Source organism: Buttiauxella sp. BIGb0552 (assembly GCF_004366275.1).
GTDB lineage: Bacteria > Pseudomonadota > Gammaproteobacteria > Enterobacterales > Enterobacteriaceae > Buttiauxella > Buttiauxella gaviniae.
Window position 1 is genome coordinate 176,631 of sequence record NZ_SODY01000007.1, and the last position, 18,005, is coordinate 194,635.

The 18,005-nt window shown below is 48.6% G+C and carries 16 protein-coding genes; 14 read left to right on the plus strand and 2 right to left on the minus strand.

Annotated elements, in window-relative coordinates; all coding sequences use genetic code 11:
• Window positions 1-13 precede the first annotated feature (13 nt).
• From EDF88_RS19980 to otsA, 8 genes are all read left to right on the plus strand, one after another.
• Window positions 14-1,219, plus strand: a complete 1,206-nt coding sequence (locus tag EDF88_RS19980) for a glycoside hydrolase family 88 protein (RefSeq protein WP_064511985.1) — start codon at window positions 14-16, stop codon at window positions 1,217-1,219.
• 44 nt (window positions 1,220-1,263) lie between these two features.
• Window positions 1,264-1,821, plus strand: a complete 558-nt coding sequence (locus EDF88_RS19985; protein ID WP_134186737.1) for a DJ-1 family glyoxalase III — start codon at window positions 1,264-1,266, stop codon at window positions 1,819-1,821.
• Window positions 1,822-2,154: 333 nt separating this feature from the next.
• Window positions 2,155-3,144: an arabinose ABC transporter substrate-binding protein gene (locus EDF88_RS19990; protein ID WP_134186739.1), complete on the plus strand. Its 990-nt coding sequence runs from the start codon at window positions 2,155-2,157 to the stop codon at window positions 3,142-3,144.
• A 54-nt stretch (window positions 3,145-3,198) separates the two neighbouring features.
• The gene (araG, locus tag EDF88_RS19995; protein ID WP_134186741.1) at window positions 3,199-4,713 is read left to right on the plus strand and encodes an L-arabinose ABC transporter ATP-binding protein AraG; all 1,515 of its coding nucleotides are present in this window, start codon (window positions 3,199-3,201) and stop codon (window positions 4,711-4,713) included.
• Between the two features lie 14 nt (window positions 4,714-4,727).
• The gene (gene araH / locus EDF88_RS20000; RefSeq protein ID WP_134186743.1) at window positions 4,728-5,714 is read left to right on the plus strand and encodes an L-arabinose ABC transporter permease AraH; all 987 of its coding nucleotides are present in this window, start codon (window positions 4,728-4,730) and stop codon (window positions 5,712-5,714) included.
• 289 nt (window positions 5,715-6,003) lie between these two features.
• A complete protein-coding gene (locus EDF88_RS20005) occupies window positions 6,004-7,269 on the plus strand; it encodes an HAAAP family serine/threonine permease (protein WP_134186745.1) in 1,266 nt (421 codons plus the stop codon).
• A gap of 147 nt (window positions 7,270-7,416) precedes the next feature.
• Window positions 7,417-8,220, plus strand: coding sequence for a trehalose-phosphatase (gene otsB / locus EDF88_RS20010; protein WP_134186747.1), 804 nt, complete (start codon window positions 7,417-7,419; stop codon window positions 8,218-8,220).
• Entirely contained in the window at window positions 8,195-9,619 is a 1,425-nt protein-coding gene (otsA, locus tag EDF88_RS20015) for an alpha,alpha-trehalose-phosphate synthase (RefSeq protein WP_134186749.1), read from the plus strand. Before otsB ends, otsA begins: the two co-directional genes overlap by 26 nt.
• Window positions 9,620-9,915: 296 nt before the next feature.
• Here otsA and uspC read toward each other — a convergent pair whose 3' ends face one another.
• Window positions 9,916-10,338 carry a universal stress protein UspC gene (gene uspC, locus EDF88_RS20020; RefSeq protein ID WP_134186751.1) on the minus strand — a complete coding sequence of 141 codons (423 nt, stop codon included), beginning with the start codon at window positions 10,336-10,338 and terminating at the stop codon, window positions 9,916-9,918.
• An 806-nt stretch (window positions 10,339-11,144) separates the two neighbouring features.
• Between uspC and flhD the strand changes: the two genes are divergently transcribed.
• The 6 genes from flhD to cheW all read left to right on the plus strand — a co-directional run bounded on the left by flhD (window position 11,145) and on the right by cheW (window position 16,569).
• Window positions 11,145-11,495 (plus strand): flagellar transcriptional regulator FlhD, encoded by a 351-nt coding sequence (gene flhD / locus EDF88_RS20025; protein ID WP_034455083.1) that lies wholly within the window; start codon window positions 11,145-11,147, stop codon window positions 11,493-11,495.
• Window positions 11,496-11,499: 4 nt separating this feature from the next.
• A complete protein-coding gene (flhC, locus tag EDF88_RS20030) occupies window positions 11,500-12,078 on the plus strand; it encodes a flagellar transcriptional regulator FlhC (protein WP_064511976.1) in 579 nt (192 codons plus the stop codon).
• Between the two features lie 127 nt (window positions 12,079-12,205).
• Window positions 12,206-13,099 carry a flagellar motor stator protein MotA gene (gene motA / locus EDF88_RS20035; protein WP_064511975.1) on the plus strand — a complete coding sequence of 298 codons (894 nt, stop codon included), beginning with the start codon at window positions 12,206-12,208 and terminating at the stop codon, window positions 13,097-13,099.
• Entirely contained in the window at window positions 13,096-14,025 is a 930-nt protein-coding gene (gene motB / locus EDF88_RS20040; protein WP_064511974.1) for a flagellar motor protein MotB, read from the plus strand. The genes motA and motB overlap by 4 nt, the downstream gene beginning before the upstream one ends.
• A gap of 10 nt (window positions 14,026-14,035) precedes the next feature.
• Entirely contained in the window at window positions 14,036-16,039 is a 2,004-nt protein-coding gene (gene cheA / locus EDF88_RS20045) for a chemotaxis protein CheA (RefSeq protein ID WP_134186954.1), read from the plus strand.
• A 29-nt stretch (window positions 16,040-16,068) separates the two neighbouring features.
• The gene (gene cheW, locus EDF88_RS20050) at window positions 16,069-16,569 is read left to right on the plus strand and encodes a chemotaxis protein CheW (RefSeq protein ID WP_134186753.1); all 501 of its coding nucleotides are present in this window, start codon (window positions 16,069-16,071) and stop codon (window positions 16,567-16,569) included.
• 68 nt (window positions 16,570-16,637) lie between these two features.
• Here the strand turns inward: cheW and EDF88_RS20055 are convergent, their stop codons facing one another.
• A complete protein-coding gene (locus EDF88_RS20055; RefSeq protein ID WP_064511972.1) occupies window positions 16,638-17,900 on the minus strand; it encodes a dicarboxylate/amino acid:cation symporter in 1,263 nt (420 codons plus the stop codon).
• Window positions 17,901-18,005: the final 105 nt, after the last annotated feature.

Consider the following 18,005-nt stretch of genomic DNA (forward strand, 5'->3'; position numbering starts at 1 on the left):
TAAAGGAAACGTTATGACCTGTAATTTAGTCACTGAAAATGTGGTGACCGAGCCACTGCGCCCTATTGAATTGCATCAGGTAGACCGTCTGGCCCTAAAACGTAAGCTTGATAATGCGCTTAATAGCGTGACAAAAAAGCTGGATAAAACTATTGCCATCGTCGGGAACAAATTCCCTAACGAAGCTTGTGAAGGGGGTAAATGGCAGCCGACCGACAACGTCGAGTGGACGACTAGCTTCTGGCCAGGCCAACTGTGGCTTGCGTGGGAGATGACTGGAGATGACAAATATCGCCAGGCGGCAGAGCGTTATTTGCCATCTTTTGCGGAGCGCTTAGACAAGCGTATCGAAACAGCCACTCATGATCTGGGCTTTCTGTATTCGTTGTCGTGTGTGAATGCCTGGCGTTTAACTGGCAATGAAACAGCCCGTCAAATCGCGCTGCAAGCGGCTGATATTCTGATGGAGCGCTATAACCCGGTGGCGAAAATCATCCAGGCCTGGGGAGATTTGAATGATCCAGAACAACAGGGGCGGATGATTATTGACTGTAATATGAACCTTCCGCTGCTTTATTGGGCAAGCCAGCAAACTGGCGATCCGCGTTACGCGCAGGCTGCTACTGCACATGCGCAGCAGGCCGCGAAGTATATCGTTCGCCCGGACGCTTCAACTTTCCATACTTATTATATGGATGTGATAACCGGTGAGCCGCGATTTGGTAATACACATCAGGGGTATAGCGACACCTCATGCTGGTCGCGCGGGCAAGCGTGGGGGATTTACGGTTTCTTGCTCACTTATTTGTATACCGGTGATAAAAGCATGGTGGACCTCACCCGTAGCCTGGCGCATTACTTCATCAACCGCTTGCCGGAAGATGATGTTTGCCACTGGGATTTAGCATTGCTCGGAACGGATGCGGTGCGTGATAGTTCCGCTGCGGCAATCACTGCCTGTGGTTTGTTGGAACTGGTGAAAACATTGCCCGTGCTGGATGAACATCGTGCCCATTATGAAGAAATGGCGCTGCGTATTATCCAGTCACTCACTGATAACTATCTGGCGCGGGACGATGAGCCATGTGAGGGCTTGCTGAAACATTCTGTGTATCACATGGCGAGTGGCAAAGGTGTCGATGAATGTTGTAGTTGGGGTGACTATTTCTACCTTGAAGCACTTATACGTGTGCGACAGGTGTGGAGTCTTTATTGGTAAGTTTTGCGCCCCCGCAAGACCGCGGGGGCTACATGGAGAGTAAAATGAAAACTGTTGCAGTTTTGCTAGCCCCGGGTTTTGAAGAAGGGGAAGCCATTGTTACCATTGATATCCTACGTCGTTTAAAAATTAACGTGCGTACCCTTTCCTGCGTCGATACACGCGCGGTAGTGAGTTATCACGATATCCCGATGGTGGCAGACGCTACGCTAAGTGAATGTTTTGATGAAACCTTTGACGCAGTTGTGCTCCCCGGTGGCCCGGAAGGCAGTGTCTTTCTAGCCCAAAGCGCTAACGTTATTGCTTTCGTGAGTCGCCATGACGATCTTGGCAAGTTTATCTGCCCGATTTGCTCTGCTGCGGCACGCGTCCTGGGTGGTAACGGTTTGCTTAAAGGCCGCCGCTACGTCTGTTCTGGTGATTTGTGGCAGCAGGTGACGGACGGTGAATATGTTGATGCTGACGTAGTCGAAGATGGCAATCTGATAAGTGGGAAAGGGTTAGGTAAAGTATTTGATTTTGCACTCACTGTTGCCGCGCGCCTTGAAGGCGACGAAGCCCCAGCGCGAGATCACGCGGAACATATTTATTACCAATGGTAATAGATCAAGAATAGCGGCGGGTGAGCGCAATACTTACCCGCTTTCTTCAATCTGTATTTCTATCAATCAGCTTATCCACCTCAGCGCTGAATTTATGGATAAATCTGCTAGTCCATATTTCATTTGTCCGACATAACGCCCTATTTTTATGTCTTTTATTGCTGAATACATGCACGGTCTTACTGTATTTCTGCCATGTGATTGCGCTCTCCTATGGATTATTAATTTCCCGCTACAACTATCTCCAGCCCCGAAGCAAAAAGCTCATACGGCTAATGGCTTGTTTTAACTAAACCTTACCCTACAGAAAATAAAATCGAGCTGGAGAATACCATGCACAAATTTACTAAAGCGCTAGCGGCAATTGGCATTGCTGCAATTATGTCACAATCCGCTATCGCAGAAACAATGAAGCTGGGTTTCCTGGTGAAGCAACCAGAAGAACCATGGTTCCAGACCGAATGGAAATTTGCCGATAAAGCCGGGAAAGATCTTGGCTTTGAAGTGATTAAAATCGCCGTTCCCGACGGTGAAAAAACCCTTAATGCTATCGATAGCCTGGCCGCCAGCGGCGCGAAAGGCTTTGTGATTTGTACTCCGGATCCAAAACTGGGTTCGGCAATTGTGGCGAAAGCCAAAAGCTACGACATGAAAGTCATTGCCGTTGATGACCAGTTCGTCAACGCGAAAGGCAAGCCAATGGATACCGTGCCATTAGTGATGATGGCGGCGACTAAAATCGGCGAACGCCAGGGGCAAGAGCTGTACAAAGAGATGCAAAAACGCGGTTGGGACGTGAAAGAATCCGCAGTTATGGCGATTACGTCTGACGAGCTCGATACTGCCCGCCGCCGTACTTCTGGTTCAATGGAAGCTCTGAAAGCAGCTGGTTTCCCGGAAAAACAAATCTACAAAGTACCGACCAAATCTAACGACATCCCCGGGGCTTTCGATGCCGCTAACTCGATGTTGGTTCAACACCCTGAAGTGAAACACTGGTTAATTGTTGGCATGAACGACAACACCGTGCTGGGTGGCGTGCGCGCCACTGAAGGGCAGGGCTTTAAAGCGCCGGATGTTATTGGTGTAGGTATTAATGGTGTGGATGCCGTAAGTGAACTGTCGAAAGCTAAGGCCACTGGTTTCTACGGATCTTTGCTGCCAAGCCCGGATGTACACGGCTATAAAAGTAGCGAAATGCTCTACAACTGGGTCACCAAAGGTGCAGAGCCACCGAAGTTCACTGAAGTTACCGACGTGGTGCTGATCACTCGCGACAACTTTAAAGAAGAGTTGGCTAAAAAAGGCCTCGGCGGTAAGTAATCTCTTTGGCGGATGAGGTTTATGCCCATCCGCCCTTCAACATTGGGGTATGTCATGCAACATGAGACACCGTATCTCTCTTTTCGTGGTATAGGCAAAACTTTCCCCGGCGTGAAAGCCTTACAGGACATCAGTTTCGACTGTTATGCCGGGCAAGTTCACGCACTAATGGGGGAGAATGGCGCCGGGAAATCAACGCTCCTGAAAATTTTGAGCGGCAATTATGCTCCAACCCAGGGCTGTATTGCCCTGCGCGGTGAAGAAGTGGCTTTTGCCGACACTCCCGCAGCGCTTAATGCTGGGGTCGCGATTATTTATCAGGAGCTTCATCTGGTGCCGGAAATGTCGGTCGCAGAGAATATTTACCTCGGACAGCTACCTCATAAAGCGGGGTTCGTTAACCGCTCTTTACTGAATTACGAAGCAAAGTTACAGCTTGAGCATCTTGGGCTGGATATTGACCCGAGCACGCCGCTCAAATATTTATCCATCGGCCAATGGCAGATGGTCGAAATCGCTAAGGCGCTGGCTCGTAATGCGAAAGTGATCGCCTTTGATGAGCCGACCAGTTCTCTCTCTCGTCGTGAAATAGACAACCTGTTTCGCGTCATCCGTGAGTTACGCGCCGAAGGCCGCGTGATCCTCTACGTCTCGCATCGTATGGAAGAAATCTTTGCTCTCAGTGATGCCATCACCGTGTTTAAAGACGGGCGCTACGTGCGCACCTTTGATGATATGAAGCAGGTCAGTCATGACTCGCTGGTGCAGGCGATGGTCGGCCGCGATCTTGGTGATGTCTATGGCTGGAAACCTCGTGAGCATGGGACTGAGCGTTTACGCCTTGATGGTGTAAAAGCCCCAGGTGTACGGACACCTATTTCGCTTTCAGTGCGTAGTGGTGAAATTGTCGGTCTGTTTGGTCTGGTCGGTGCTGGTCGGAGTGAACTGATGAAAGGCATGTTTGGCGGTACGCGCATCACCGATGGCAAAGTGTTTATTGATGGTGAAGTTATCAATATCAATAAGCCTGCCGATGCGATTCGTGCCGGCATGATGCTCTGCCCGGAAGACCGCAAAGCTGACGGCATTATTCCTGTGCATTCGGTGCGTGACAATATCAACATCAGTGCGCGGCGTAAGCATATTAGCGCCGGTTGTCTGATAAACAACCGCTGGGAAACAGACAATGCTGCCTCACATATCCGTTCGCTGAACATCAAAACCCCGTCAGCTGAACAGCTGATCATGAATCTCTCCGGTGGCAACCAGCAAAAAGCGATTTTAGGACGCTGGCTGTCAGAGGAGATGAAAGTGATTTTGCTCGACGAGCCAACGCGCGGCATTGATGTAGGGGCAAAACACGAAATCTATAACGTGATTTATGCGCTTGCTGCACAAGGTGTGGCGGTGCTGTTTGCATCAAGCGATCTGCCCGAAGTACTGGGCCTTGCGGACCGCATTATCGTGATGCGCGAAGGGGAAATAGCTGGTGAATTGCTGCATGGCGAAACCAATGAGCAACAAGCATTAAGTCTGGCAATGCCAAAAACCAGTGCGTCTGCCGCATGAGTAAGGAGATAAAAATGTCTGCATTAACTACATCAGGTGACAGCAATAAGAAATCGTCCCTAAGTCTTGGGCGTATCTGGGATAACTACGGCATGCTGGTGGTATTCGCCGTTCTATTTATTGCCTGCGCTATTTTCGTACCGAATTTCTCTTCTTTCGTGAATATGAAGGGATTAGGGCTTGCCATCTCAATGTCGGGAATGGTGGCTTGTGGCATGTTGTTCTGCCTGGCATCTGGTGATTTCGATTTGTCCGTTGCGTCGGTGATTGCTTGTGCCGGGGTCACCACGGCGGTAGTCATCAACATGACCGAAAGCCTGTGGATTGGTGTGGCGGCAGGGCTATTACTCGGTGTGTTATGCGGCCTGGTGAACGGTTTTGTTATTGCAAAACTAAAAATCAACGCGCTAATAACGACTCTTGCCACCATGCAAATTGTACGCGGCCTCGCATACATTATTTCTGATGGTAAAGCGGTGGGCATCGAGGATGAACGCTTCTTTGCACTGGGTTATGCCAACTGGTTTGGGCTGCCTGCACCCATCTGGCTGACAGTTGCGTGTCTGATAATCTTTGGTTTCCTGCTCAACAAAACGACCTTTGGCCGTAACACATTAGCGATTGGTGGCAACGAAGAAGCGGCACGTCTGGCGGGTGTGCCAGTGGTGCGTACTAAAATCATCATCTTTATTCTCTCCGGGTTAGTGTCGGCAGCGGCAGGGATTATCCTTGCTTCGCGTATGACCAGTGGCCAGCCAATGACGTCTATTGGTTATGAGTTGATTGTAATTTCAGCCTGCGTGTTGGGTGGGGTATCACTCAAAGGTGGGATTGGTAAAATTTCCTACGTGATTGCCGGGATTTTGATTCTTGGCACCGTGGAAAATGCCATGAACCTGCTGAACATTTCGCCTTTCTCGCAATATGTGGTGCGCGGTTTGATTCTGCTTGCTGCTGTCATCTTCGATCGCTACAAACAGAAAGCAAAACGTACGGTTTAACGGCTTGGTTCTGCTGCGCAGATTTCGGGTAGTGGGAATACGTTGTAGCGGTAAAGGGTGTGAGTTCTTTTTTGGGGGTGGATTAGCGAAAGCGACATCCACCATTTTTTTGTCATCAACATTGTTTAATTTTCACTCAGATAAGATATCCAGTGTTTAAATGTGATATTGATTAGATTGTTAGTATTTCCCTCCATAAACTAATTCAAACCAGGATATGAATCACTGTAACAATCACGCGGCTAAAGTAGAGTCGGCAGCCTGAATTCGGCCTCAAGGAGATGAGCCAATGAGCAGTGATGTTAATTACACCCGTAGTAAAGTGCATGTTCCCGGGAATCGTAAGTTTGATACCACCTGGGTTCTGAGCCTTTTTGGTACGGCAGTTGGGGCAGGGGTGTTATTTCTCCCAATCAACGCAGGGATGGGCGGATTCTGGCCGTTAGTGGCACTGGCGGTTATCGTTGGGCCAATGACCTGGCTTGCTCACCGGGGGCTTGCTCGTTTTGTCTTATCATCACGTAACCCTGGCAGCGACATCACCGAAGTTGTGGAAGAACATTTCGGAGCTAAAGCGGGCATCTTAATCACTCTGCTGTACTTCTTCGCAATCTATCCAATTCTGCTGATTTACGGTGTAGGTATCACCAACACCATTGATTCGCTAATGGTCAACCAACTGGGAATGGCTTCACCACCGCGTGTGATTTTGTCGATTGTGCTGATTGTCGCGCTGATGGCGGTGATGCTGACGAGTGAGCGTGTGATGCTGAAAATTACCGAGCTGATGGTTTACCCGTTAGTCGGTATCCTGCTGTTCCTCTCTTTATATTTGATTCCACACTGGAACACGGCAGCTCTTTCCCAGGTACCTACTGCGATAGATTTCACTACCACTATGTGGCTGACTATTCCGGTGTTGGTATTTGCTTTTAACCACTCCCCGGCTATCTCCTCATTTGCGTTGTCTCAACGTCGTGAATATGGCAACCAGGCAGATGAAAAAGCCAGCCAGACACTGCGCAAAACATCCACCATTCTGCTGGCGTTTGTTATGTTGTTTGTCTTCAGCTGCGTGCTAAGTGTGACTCCGGCAGATTTGATGGCAGCAAAACAGCAAAATATTTCAATGCTGAGCTTCCTTGCCAACAAATTCGATAACCCGCTGATCTCCATCTTTGGCCCACTGGTAGCAATTCTGGCAATTTCCAGCTCCTTCTTCGGCCACTACCTGGGAGCACGCGAAGGTCTGCATGGACTGGTGAAAAAAATTGCCCGCCACAACGGCAAGCGTTTTGATGACCGCAAGCTGAATAAAGCTATCGCTCTGTTCTTCCTACTGAGCCTGTGGTTGGTGGCAACGCTTAATCCAAGCATCCTTGGCATGATCGAATCGCTGGGCGGCCCAATCATCGCGATGATCCTGTTTATCATGCCGATGTACGCTATCCACAAAATACCTGCGCTGGCGAAATTCCGTGGCAAAGTGAGCAATATCTTCGTTACGGTTATGGGGCTATTGGCTATTTCAGGACTTATCGCAAGCTTCTTCTGACACCTGCCAAACCGAAACGCCAGGCCATATGCGGCCTGGCGATTTATCCTGGAAAATTGCGACACCCGTCACCCTGTCTATACTTACATGGCTAATCATAATCTACCGTTACGGTAGTAATACTAACTATGTAAGGAGGAGCCGCTGGTGGCTGAAGTTGCATCTGTACCGCCTCTACTTTCAGGAAACCTTGCCTTTTTCTTCGACCTCGATGGCACGCTTGCAGAAATCAAACCGCACCCGGACCAGGTTTATATCCCCGCGGCGGTGCGCACATTGCTGCAAAAAATGTCGCTCATGAGTGGTGGGGCGTTGGCATTGATTTCAGGGCGTTCAATGACTGAGCTTGATAAGCTCGCCACTCCATTTCACTTCCCGCTCGCGGGTGTGCATGGGGCAGAACGCCGTGATATCAATGATAAAACCCATGTAGTGACGCTCCCTGAACCGGTAGTAACCGCATTACATCAGCATTTAAGCAATGCGCTTTTACAGCTTCCGGGTACTGAACTTGAAGCTAAAGGGATGGCTTTTGCGCTGCATTACCGCCAGGCGCCCGAAGCAGAAGAGGCTATTTTTGAATTGGCACAGCAAATGACACTGCGCTTTCCTGAACTGGCATTGCAACCGGGGAAATGTGTCGTGGAGTTGAAACCTTTGGGTATTGATAAAGGTGCTGCTATTCGTGCATTTATGCAGGAGGCACCCTTTGCGGGCCGCACACCGATTTTTATTGGTGATGATTTAACAGATGAAGCAGGGTTTAAACAGGTTAACGCCCTTGGAGGGGTGACCATTAAAGTGGGAAATGGCGACACAATTGCTAACTTCCGACTGGCAAACGTACGCATGGTTTATCACTGGCTTGGCAAATTAACGCAACACATAGAACAACAAAAGTCAGATATTTTACGGGGAGAAGATTATGAGTCGCTTAGTGGTAGTCTCTAATCGCATTGCGCCACCGGACGATAAGAAAGGTGGTGCAGGTGGCTTGGCTGTGGGGATTTTGGGTGCTTTAAAGACGGCCGGTGGGCTGTGGTTTGGCTGGAGTGGAGAGGTCGGTGACCCCGATGCTGCATTACAAAAGACTAAACGGGGCAACATCACCTGGGCTTCTTTCAATCTTAGCAAAGAAGACTATGAAAGCTATTATCTGCAATTTTCCAACGCTGTCCTTTGGCCAGCATTTCACTATCGTCTGGACCTGGTCGATTATCAGCGTGAAGCCTGGGAAGGCTATCAACGGGTTAATACCATGCTTGCGAGCAAGCTTAAGCCATTGTTGGAAAAAGACGATGTCTTATGGGTACATGACTATCATTTGCTGCCCTTCGCCGCAGATTGCCGCAAACAAGGGCTAAATCACCGCATCGGTTTTTTCTTACATATTCCATTCCCAACGCCTGAAGTATTTAACGCGCTCCCGCCGCATGAGGAGTTACTCGAAGCGTTGTGTGAATACGATTTACTGGGTTTTCAGACGGAAAACGATCGCCAGGCATTCCTGGATTGTGTTGCAAGTCAGACGCGGCTTGATAGCCTGGATAAAAACCAGCATCAGGCGTATGGCAATACGTTTCGCACTGAAGTGTATCCGATAGGTATCGAACCAGAAGAAATCAAAAAGAGCGCTCAGGGTCCGCTACCGCCAAAATTGGCTCAGCTTAAAGCGGAATTGGGGAGTATCAAAAACATCTTCTCGGTTGAGCGACTGGACTACTCCAAAGGATTGCCTGAACGGTTTCTCGCTTTTGAAGCGCTACTGGAAAATTATCCCCAGCATCACGGGAAAATCCGTTACACGCAAATTGCACCGACTTCGCGTGGCGATGTGCAGGCGTATCAGGATATTCGTCATCAGTTGGAAACTGAAGCGGGGCGCATCAATGGTAAGTACGGTCAATTGGGCTGGACTCCGCTGTATTATTTGAATCAACATTTTGACCGCAAACTGGTAATGAAAGTATTCCGCCATGCGGATGTTGGCTTAGTGACTCCACTGCGTGATGGGATGAACCTGGTGGCGAAAGAGTATGTTGCGGCTCAGGACCCTGCTAATCCGGGCGTGCTGGTATTGTCGAAATTCGCCGGTGCCGCAAATGAATTGTCCTCGGCACTCATTGTTAACCCTTACGACCGTGACGACGTTGCCGCAGCCCTGGATCGTGCGTTAACTATGCCTTTGGCCGAACGGATATCACGTCATAGCGAAATGATGACGGTGATTGAGAAGAATGATATTCACCACTGGCAGAAGCGGTTTATAGAGGACTTAAAGCAGGTTACTCCACGAAATGAGGAGTTTGAGATGGGAAAGAAGGTGGCGACGTTTCCTAAGTTGGCGTGACTCTATTCCATCGCCTATGTTCGGGCGGTGATTTTTCCGTTCGCATAGATGATTTACCTGCATTGCAAACCCGCTAACGGTGAACGTGTCAGGGGGATATTTTCCCCCTGACAACCCTCGCCAGATCATTAAATTGCCATTTCACGGTAAAGCTTAAGCAATTTATATTCGGAGCCAGGTCAAAATCGAATAGGCTTTTGAATTTTTGTTTTGAAGTTAGCTTTGAGTGACATCAATTTAAGATAGATACCCCTCTTATTTCTGATGATATAAGCCAGATTTAACTTAAATACTGCTTATCTCAGCGGGACTAGCAAAACATCAACTTGACTGGATGCTACCACTGCTTTCGCGGAGCAAATTATCTTGCTGAAAAAGGATTGATTGTGGTTACCACAAATCACTAAATCCACAGAACCCTTATTACATATTGCCAGAATGTGCTCACTTAATTCGCCGGTAGCAATAACCGTTTCTGTAATAGGGTAATTTGCCTTTTTAACCAGCTCATCAATAAAAAGCTGAGTCTCTTCAAGCATTAATTCCCGCAGGTTTTCCATCATGGGTGCGGCAAATTGATTATAAAGTTCGGGGTCGGATGCGAGTGTAATCAGCGAAATTTTCCCATTCACCGGTCGGGCGATTGAAACCGCCTTTTCAACCAGGATCTGGCTTTCTGGACTGATGGCGACAGCAACCAATATATGTTGGTAACTCATGACAACCTCCCGCTGATTGATAACAAATTACTTACACTTTCCCTACTACATATCACATTCTTACGCAATAATAGTACCCATAAAGAATGTGCGTCTGCTCATGAAAAATGATTAATAACTCTAATGTAAATGACTTGTGAAGCAGTCTTAATGCCTGGACAGCTCGTTTTTCCATCAAACTTTAGTATTAATTTATATTGATACTGCGCCTGTCATCCTGGTGTAAGAATTTATCACCATTCTTACGCGAAATTGAAAAACTCAAGGCGTTATGTGCTAAAAACAAACATTAATGCAGTGTATTAAATTGCTTGATAAAAAATGCGATATAAATCACATAGCTAAGTAGCTCTTAAGACGCGTTATTGATGTTAAGTCATCAGATTGTTAGGCAAACGAAAAGGTTTTACCAGATGAACGTAACGGTTATTTCGAGTTTGATTGTTTAACGAGCAAATGAAAAGTCTTGCTGATGTTTTAAGGGGAGTCATAAAGCAAATATATGTGATCTGTGTCACATATAACTCAAAATTCGCAGGCATCCGCATTGTATGTCTAAAGGGCTACGAGTAGAGTTTGCCCGGAATTAGGAAAAATCTTAATTTAATGTCAGAAATTTAAGCTCCGATAAGAACGTACCCACAAGGAAGTCTCCACTGCATTTTCGTGTCGGTGGATTCAGTGCGTGTTATCAGTCAATTGAATTTGTCTTTTTTGGTTGTTCTAATTTTAACCGGGATTTCTCGGCGACTCACGGGGTGCGGTAATACCGCATGTATAAAAGTAAGTTTTTCAGGATGAACAAAATGCATACATCCGAGTTGTTGAAACATATCTACGATATTAATTTATCGTATTTGTTGCTTGCGCAGCGCCTTATTAGTAGCGATAAAGCCTCAGCAATGTTTCGTTTGGGAGTGACCGAGGATATGGCTAATTCCCTGAGTGAATTAACATTGCCGCAAATGGTGAAATTGGCGGAAACCAACCAGTTGATTTGCCAATTCCGCTTTAACGATAACCAAACCATTACCCGCCTGACACAAGACTCTCGTGTGGATGATTTACAGCAAATTCATACTGGCATTTTGTTATCCACCCGCTTATTAAATGAGGTCTCCGCAATAGACGAGGCACCTCGCAAAAAAAGGGCGTAGCAAAATGAGCGAAAAAAGTATTGTTCAGGAAGCCCGTGATATACAACTGGCGATGGAGTTAATCACGCTCGGTGCAAGATTGCAGATGCTGGAAAGCGAAACGCAATTAAGCCGTGGCCGACTGATCAAACTATATAAAGAGCTCCGTGGTAGCCCACCACCGAAAGGGATGCTGCCTTTTTCTACCGACTGGTTTATGACGTGGGAGCAGAATATTCATGCTTCTATGTTTTGCAACGCCTGGCAGTTCTTGCTGCGCACCGGATTATGTACCGGTGTCGATGCAGTCATTAAGGCTTACCGCTTGTACCTGGAACAATGCCCGGCACAAGAAAGCGGGCCGCTGCTGGCGCTGACTCGCGCCTGGACACTGGTGCGTTTTGTTGAAAGTAACATGCTTGAATTGAACTGTTGCAATTCCTGTGGTGGTAACTTTATTACTCACGCACATCAGCCCGCAGGTAGCTTTGCTTGCAGTTTATGCCAGCCGCCGTCGAGAGCGGTAAAAAGACGTAAACTTTCTACGAATACTGCCGATATTATTCCACAACTGCTGGATGAACAGGTCAAACAGGCCGTTTAACAGTTCGGTGTGGTAAACACTCCAGCAGCGATAAGCAATTATCGCTGCTTTTTTTTGCCCTGCACTGAGCCATAAACACCTCTGATTTGTGATTCCTCGTCACATTTAACAGCAGAAGGATGTACTCGTGCTGATTGTAATAGGCTATCTGGTCGTTATCGCGACAGTATTCGGCGGCTATATGATGACCGGTGGTCATCTTGGCGCACTCTATCAACCAGCTGAATTTATCATCATTGGTGGGGCGGGAATTGGGGCATTTATCGTTGGGAATAACGGTAAGGCTATTAAAGCAACGGTGAAAGCATTGCCATTACTTTTTCGCCGCTCGAAATACACCAAAAGCATGTATATGGATCTCATGGCCTTGCTTTATCGCTTGATGGCGAAGTCCCGCCAACAAGGGATGTTTTCGCTCGAACGTGATATCGAAAATCCGAAAGAAAGCGAAATCTTCGCCAGTTACCCGCGTATTCTTGCCGACACTCTGATGCTGGAATTCATTATTGATTACCTGCGTCTGATTATCAGCGGGAATATGAATTCATTTGAAATTGAAGCATTGATGGATGAGGAGATTGAAACCCATGAAAGTGAGGCTGAAATACCAGCCAATAGCCTTGCCATCATGGGGGATTCACTTCCGGCATTCGGTATTGTCGCTGCCGTAATGGGGGTGGTGCATGCGTTGGCTTCTGCGGACCGCCCGGCAGGAGAATTGGGCGCATTAATTGCCCACGCTATGGTTGGAACCTTCCTGGGGATTTTGCTGGCCTACGGATTTATTTCACCGCTTGCCACCGTTTTACGCCAAAAAAGCGCTGAAACGACCAAAATGATGCAGTGCGTAAAAGTCACTTTGCTTTCGAGTCTGAATGGTTACGCGCCGCCGATTGCTGTCGAATTTGGTCGTAAAACCCTTTACTCCAGTGAGCGCCCATCATTTGTTGAGCTTGAAGAACATGTTCGTGCTGTTCGTTCTCCGAACGCGCAATCGCGCGCCACGGAAGAAGAAGTATGAAGCACAACGCGCGCCCGATTATTGTCGTAAAACGCCGTAAGCATAAAGGCCACGGCGGCGGCGCGCACGGTTCGTGGAAAATTGCCTACGCTGACTTCATGACTGCGATGATGGCTTTTTTTCTGGTGATGTGGCTGATTTCCATCTCCAGCCCTAAAGAACTAGCGCAAATTGCCGACTATTTCCGTACGCCACTTTCTGCCGCCATTACCGGCGGGCAGCGTATCGCCGACAGCCAAAGTCCCATTCCTGGCGGTGGCGACGATGTGACACAGCAACAAGGCGAAGTGAAAAGACAGCCGAATATTGAAGATCTCAGAAAACGGATGGAAGCCAACCGCCTTAAGCGCTTGGGCGACAAACTTGATCAGCTGATTGAATCTGACCCTAAACTGCGTGCGCTGCGCCCACATCTGCAAATTGATCTGGTGCAGGAGGGGCTGCGGATACAAATAATCGACAGTCAGAACCGCCCGATGTTTAAAAACGGCAGTGCAGAAGTTGAGCCTTACATGCGCGATATTCTGCGCAGCATTGCGCCGTTACTAAATGATTTCCCAAATAAAATTAGTTTATCTGGCCACACTGATGACTTGCCTTATGCCATGGGTGAGCACGGTTATAGCAACTGGGAACTTTCCGCCGACCGCGCCAACGCCTCGCGGCGTGAATTAATGGCTGGCGGTTTAATCGACGGCAAAGTCCTGCGCGTCGTAGGTATGTCATCAACCATGCGCCTGACTAATCGCGGACCAGGTGATGCTATTAACCGGCGCATTAGTTTGCTGGTGCTCAACAAACAAGCTGAGGATGCCATCGTGCATGAAAACGCAGAAAGCGATAACCAGCCAATAAGCATTCTCCAACAACCTGCTGCCGCGGAACCGGCGCAGAACACATTACCGCCACAACCCGGTACGAGGTGATAGCGTGAGTATGGATATCAGCGATTTTTACCAGACATTTTTTGACGAGGCCGACGAGCTACTGGCCGATATGGAACAGCACCTGCTGAATCTGCTTCCTGAAGCGCCAGATTCAGAACTGCTGAATGCCATATTCCGCGCAGCACACTCGATAAAAGGTGGCGCCGGGACTTTCGGTTTCAGCGTTTTGCAGGAAACCACGCATTTAATGGAAAACCTGCTCGACGATGCCCGGCGCGGTGAGATGCACCTCAACACCGATATCATCAACCTGTTTTTGGAAACCAAAGATATTATGCAGGAACAGTTGGACGCTTATAAAAACTCACAGGTCCCAGATGCTGAGAGTTTCGATTATATCTGCAAAGCGCTGCGCCAACTGGCTCTGGAAGCCAAAGGTGAAATACCTGCGCCGCCTGCAAAATTGACCGTCGTGGAAAAAGAGTCAGTCGATGCGCTGCCAACTAACGATGGCAATCTGCGCATTGCGATTACCGGGCTGAAATCGACTGAACTGGATTTACTGCTCGAAGAGCTGGGTAACCTCGGTACCTTAAGTGAAGTGGAAAAGGGTGAAAACTCTGTCACTGCAACTATTGAAACGACGGTAAGTGCTGACGACATTAGCGCGGTGCTCTGCTTTGTCATCGAGCCTGAGCAAATCGAATTTCTTCCGTTAACGGCAACTGCTGCGCCAGCCGCTGCAGTTGAGTCAGAAGAAGTGCCGGTGGCACTTGCGGTTAACGCACCTCAGCCAGTAGTTGCCGCGCCTGTGGCTCCGGTCGCACCACGTACGGAAAGAGAAAGCAAACCTACGCGTGTCAGCGAATCAAGCAGCATTCGCGTTGCGGTTGAGAAGGTTGATCAGTTAATCAACCTGGTTGGCGAGCTGGTGATTACCCAGTCGATGCTGGCACAGCGATCCAATGAATTAGACCCGGTTGATCACGGCGAACTGATTACCAGCATGGGTCAGTTACAACGTAACGCCCGTGACTTGCAAGAGTCGGTGATGTCTATCCGTATGATGCCAATGGAGTATGTCTTCAGTCGCTTCCCGCGTCTGGTGCGCGATCTGGCAAGTAAGCTGGATAAACAGGTTGAACTGACTCTGCAAGGTAGCTCCACCGAACTGGATAAAAGTCTGATTGAACGCATTATCGACCCACTGACTCACCTGGTGCGTAATAGCCTCGATCATGGCATCGAAACCCCGGAAAAACGCCTTGCAGCGGGGAAATCAGCAGTTGGTAACTTAATTCTTTCTGCCGAGCACCAGGGCGGGAACATCTGCATTGAAGTTTCTGATGATGGTGCGGGCCTGAACCGTGAGCGCATTCTTGCTAAAGCGCTATCGCAGGGGATGCCAGTGCATGAAAACATGTCGGACGACGAAGTCGGCATGCTGATTTTCGCCCCTGGATTCTCTACCGCCGAGCAGGTTACAGACGTTTCCGGGCGCGGTGTAGGCATGGACGTGGTGAAGCGTAACATCCAGGAAATGGGTGGCCATGTTGAAATTAAATCGCAGGCCAATGTTGGCACCACCATCCGCATTATGTTGCCGCTGACCCTCGCCATTCTTGATGGGATGTCGGTAAAAGTATGCGACGAAGTGTTTATCCTGCCACTCAATGCGGTGATGGAGTCGCTACAGCCGAAAGAAGACGATCTGCATCCTCTTGCCGGTGGTGAGCGCGTACTTGAAGTTCGTGGCGAATACCTGCCGCTGGTTGAGTTGTGGAAAGTATTTGATGTTGCGGGTGCGAAAACTGAAGCGACGCAAGGCATTGTGGTGATTTTGCAAAGCGCTGGTCGACGTTACGCGCTGCTGGTGGATCAGCTGATTGGTCAACATCAGGTGGTCGTTAAAAACCTTGAAAGCAACTATCGCAAAGTGCCGGGGATTTCCGCAGCAACCATCCTCGGTGATGGCAGTGTGGCACTGATTGTTGATGTCTCAGCGCTGCAAGGTTTGAATCGCGAACAACGTATGGCCGGCACCGCCGCCTGATCCTCCGGGTTTGAGAATAGGATAAGAAAATGACTGGATTAACCAATGTGACCAAATTGACCGGGGAAACGGTAGGGCAAGAGTTCCTGGTCTTTACCCTCGGTGATGAAGAGTACGGCATCGATATTTTAAAAGTGCAGGAAATCCGTGGCTACGACCAGGTCACGCGTATTGCTAACACGCCTGCCTTTATTAAAGGCGTGACCAACCTGCGCGGCGTGATTGTGCCGATCCTCGACTTGCGTATTAAGTTTGAGCAAGACGACGTGGAATATAACGACAACACAGTGGTTATCGTACTGAACTTCGGCCAACGTGTGGTGGGTATTGTGGTAGATGGTGTATCAGACGTGTTATCTCTGACCGCTGAGCAAATTCGCCCGGCACCAGAGTTTGCTGTGACGCTTTCAACTGAGTATCTGACTGGCCTCGGTGCACTTGGCGACCGCATGCTGATTCTGGTGAATATTGAGAAGCTGCTTAACAGCGAAGAGATGGCGTTGGTCGATAGCGCGGCGCGCGTGGCTTAATAGTTACTTCTTTATAGGGCGGATAAGCGCAAGCGCCATCCGCCACTATTAAAGCAAATACAGGAAAATTACGCTTCTACGCGCTCACCTGCTTCAGTTTGTTCTTCCAGCTCACCTTCATTTTTCGACAGCATTGCTGTTGCAACGCCATTACCCAATACGTTGATGGCAGAACGGCCCATATCCAGGAAGTGGTCGATACCCATCAGCAGTAAAATACCTGCTACCGGAATATTGAAGCTTGGGATGGTTGCTGCCAGTACAACCAGCGCAGAACGCGGTACGCCCGCAATCCCTTTTGACGCCAGCATTAATGTCAGCATCAGCACCACAATCTCAGAGAAAGTCAGGTGGATGTTGTACGCCTGAGCGATAAACATGGAAGCAAAAGAGCAATACACCATTGAACCGACCAGGTTGAACGAATAACCAATCGGTAGAACAAATGATGCAATGTTACGAGAGCAACCAAAGCGCGTGAGCTGGTCTAGTGTTTTCGGATAAGCCGCTTCAGAACTGCTGGTGGTAAATGCCACCAGAACCGGATCTTTCAGCATCGCAATCAGGCGGAATACATCGCGCTTGAGGACCATATAGCCAACACCAATAAGCACCATGCAGGTCAGGATAATTGCGAGGTAGTAACCACCAATAAAGGATGCGTAGTTAAGCAAAATCCCCAGGCCTTCCGTCGCAACGACAGAAGAAATAGCCGCAAAGATAGCCAGTGGTGCCACATACATTACATAGCCTGTCACTTTCAGCATGATGTGAGAAACCACATCCAAAGCCGCAACTAACGGGGTGTTAAATTTCTCACCCAGTGACGCACCAGCAATACCGAAGAACAGAGAGAACACCACAATTTGCAGGATTTCGTTGTTCGACATCGCGCCTGCAATGCTGGTTGGAATGGTGTGTGAGATAAAGGCTTTCAGGTTCATGCCGCTTACCGCAAGACCGGTTTGCACATCACCCGCTGGCACCTGAAGATTCATGCCTGAGCCCGGATGCTGGAGCGTGACGATGAACAGGCCAATCAGGATAGACAGCACAGATGAAGAGATAAACCACACCATCGCTTTGCCACCGACGCGGCCAATGGTGGACGTCTCGCCCATCTTCATAATGCCCACGGTCAGGGTGCTGAACACTAATGGAGCAATAACCATTTTGATCAGGCGTAAAAAGATGTCGGTAAACAGCGTGATGTTTTCGGCATAACTTTTGATGTTTTCTGCGGCTGCGTATTCATGGATTGCAGCACCCGAGAGGATCCCGGCAAACATGAACAGAAGAATGAACAGCGTGAGTTTGTTTGAACTAGACAATTACGTAATAACCCCGTCGATTAGTAACAATTAATTAACTTATTGAGCCATATGTAATTTTTATGGTTGGCCAATATACATTCGGCCCATAAATTGAACCAAAGC

Bases quoted from the DNA above. Each gene is read 5' to 3' on its own strand.
- EDF88_RS19985 (WP_134186737.1), top strand. From the start codon at position 1,264: ATGAAAACTGTTGCAGTTTTGCTAGCCCCGGGTTTTGAAGAAGGGGAA.
- uspC (WP_134186751.1), bottom strand. From the start codon at position 10,338: ATGAGTTACCAACATATATTGGTTGCTGTCGCCATCAGTCCAGAAAGC.
- EDF88_RS19990 (WP_134186739.1), top strand. From the start codon at position 2,155: ATGCACAAATTTACTAAAGCGCTAGCGGCAATTGGCATTGCTGCAATT.
- motB (WP_064511974.1), top strand. From the start codon at position 13,096: ATGAAGCACAACGCGCGCCCGATTATTGTCGTAAAACGCCGTAAGCAT.
- flhD (WP_034455083.1), top strand. From the start codon at position 11,145: ATGCATACATCCGAGTTGTTGAAACATATCTACGATATTAATTTATCG.
- cheW (WP_134186753.1), top strand. From the start codon at position 16,069: ATGACTGGATTAACCAATGTGACCAAATTGACCGGGGAAACGGTAGGG.
- EDF88_RS19980 (WP_064511985.1), top strand. From the start codon at position 14: ATGACCTGTAATTTAGTCACTGAAAATGTGGTGACCGAGCCACTGCGC.
- cheA (WP_134186954.1), top strand. From the start codon at position 14,036: ATGGATATCAGCGATTTTTACCAGACATTTTTTGACGAGGCCGACGAG.
- flhC (WP_064511976.1), top strand. From the start codon at position 11,500: ATGAGCGAAAAAAGTATTGTTCAGGAAGCCCGTGATATACAACTGGCG.
- otsA (WP_134186749.1), top strand. From the start codon at position 8,195: ATGAGTCGCTTAGTGGTAGTCTCTAATCGCATTGCGCCACCGGACGAT.
- araG (WP_134186741.1), top strand. From the start codon at position 3,199: ATGCAACATGAGACACCGTATCTCTCTTTTCGTGGTATAGGCAAAACT.
- araH (WP_134186743.1), top strand. From the start codon at position 4,728: ATGTCTGCATTAACTACATCAGGTGACAGCAATAAGAAATCGTCCCTA.
- EDF88_RS20005 (WP_134186745.1), top strand. From the start codon at position 6,004: ATGAGCAGTGATGTTAATTACACCCGTAGTAAAGTGCATGTTCCCGGG.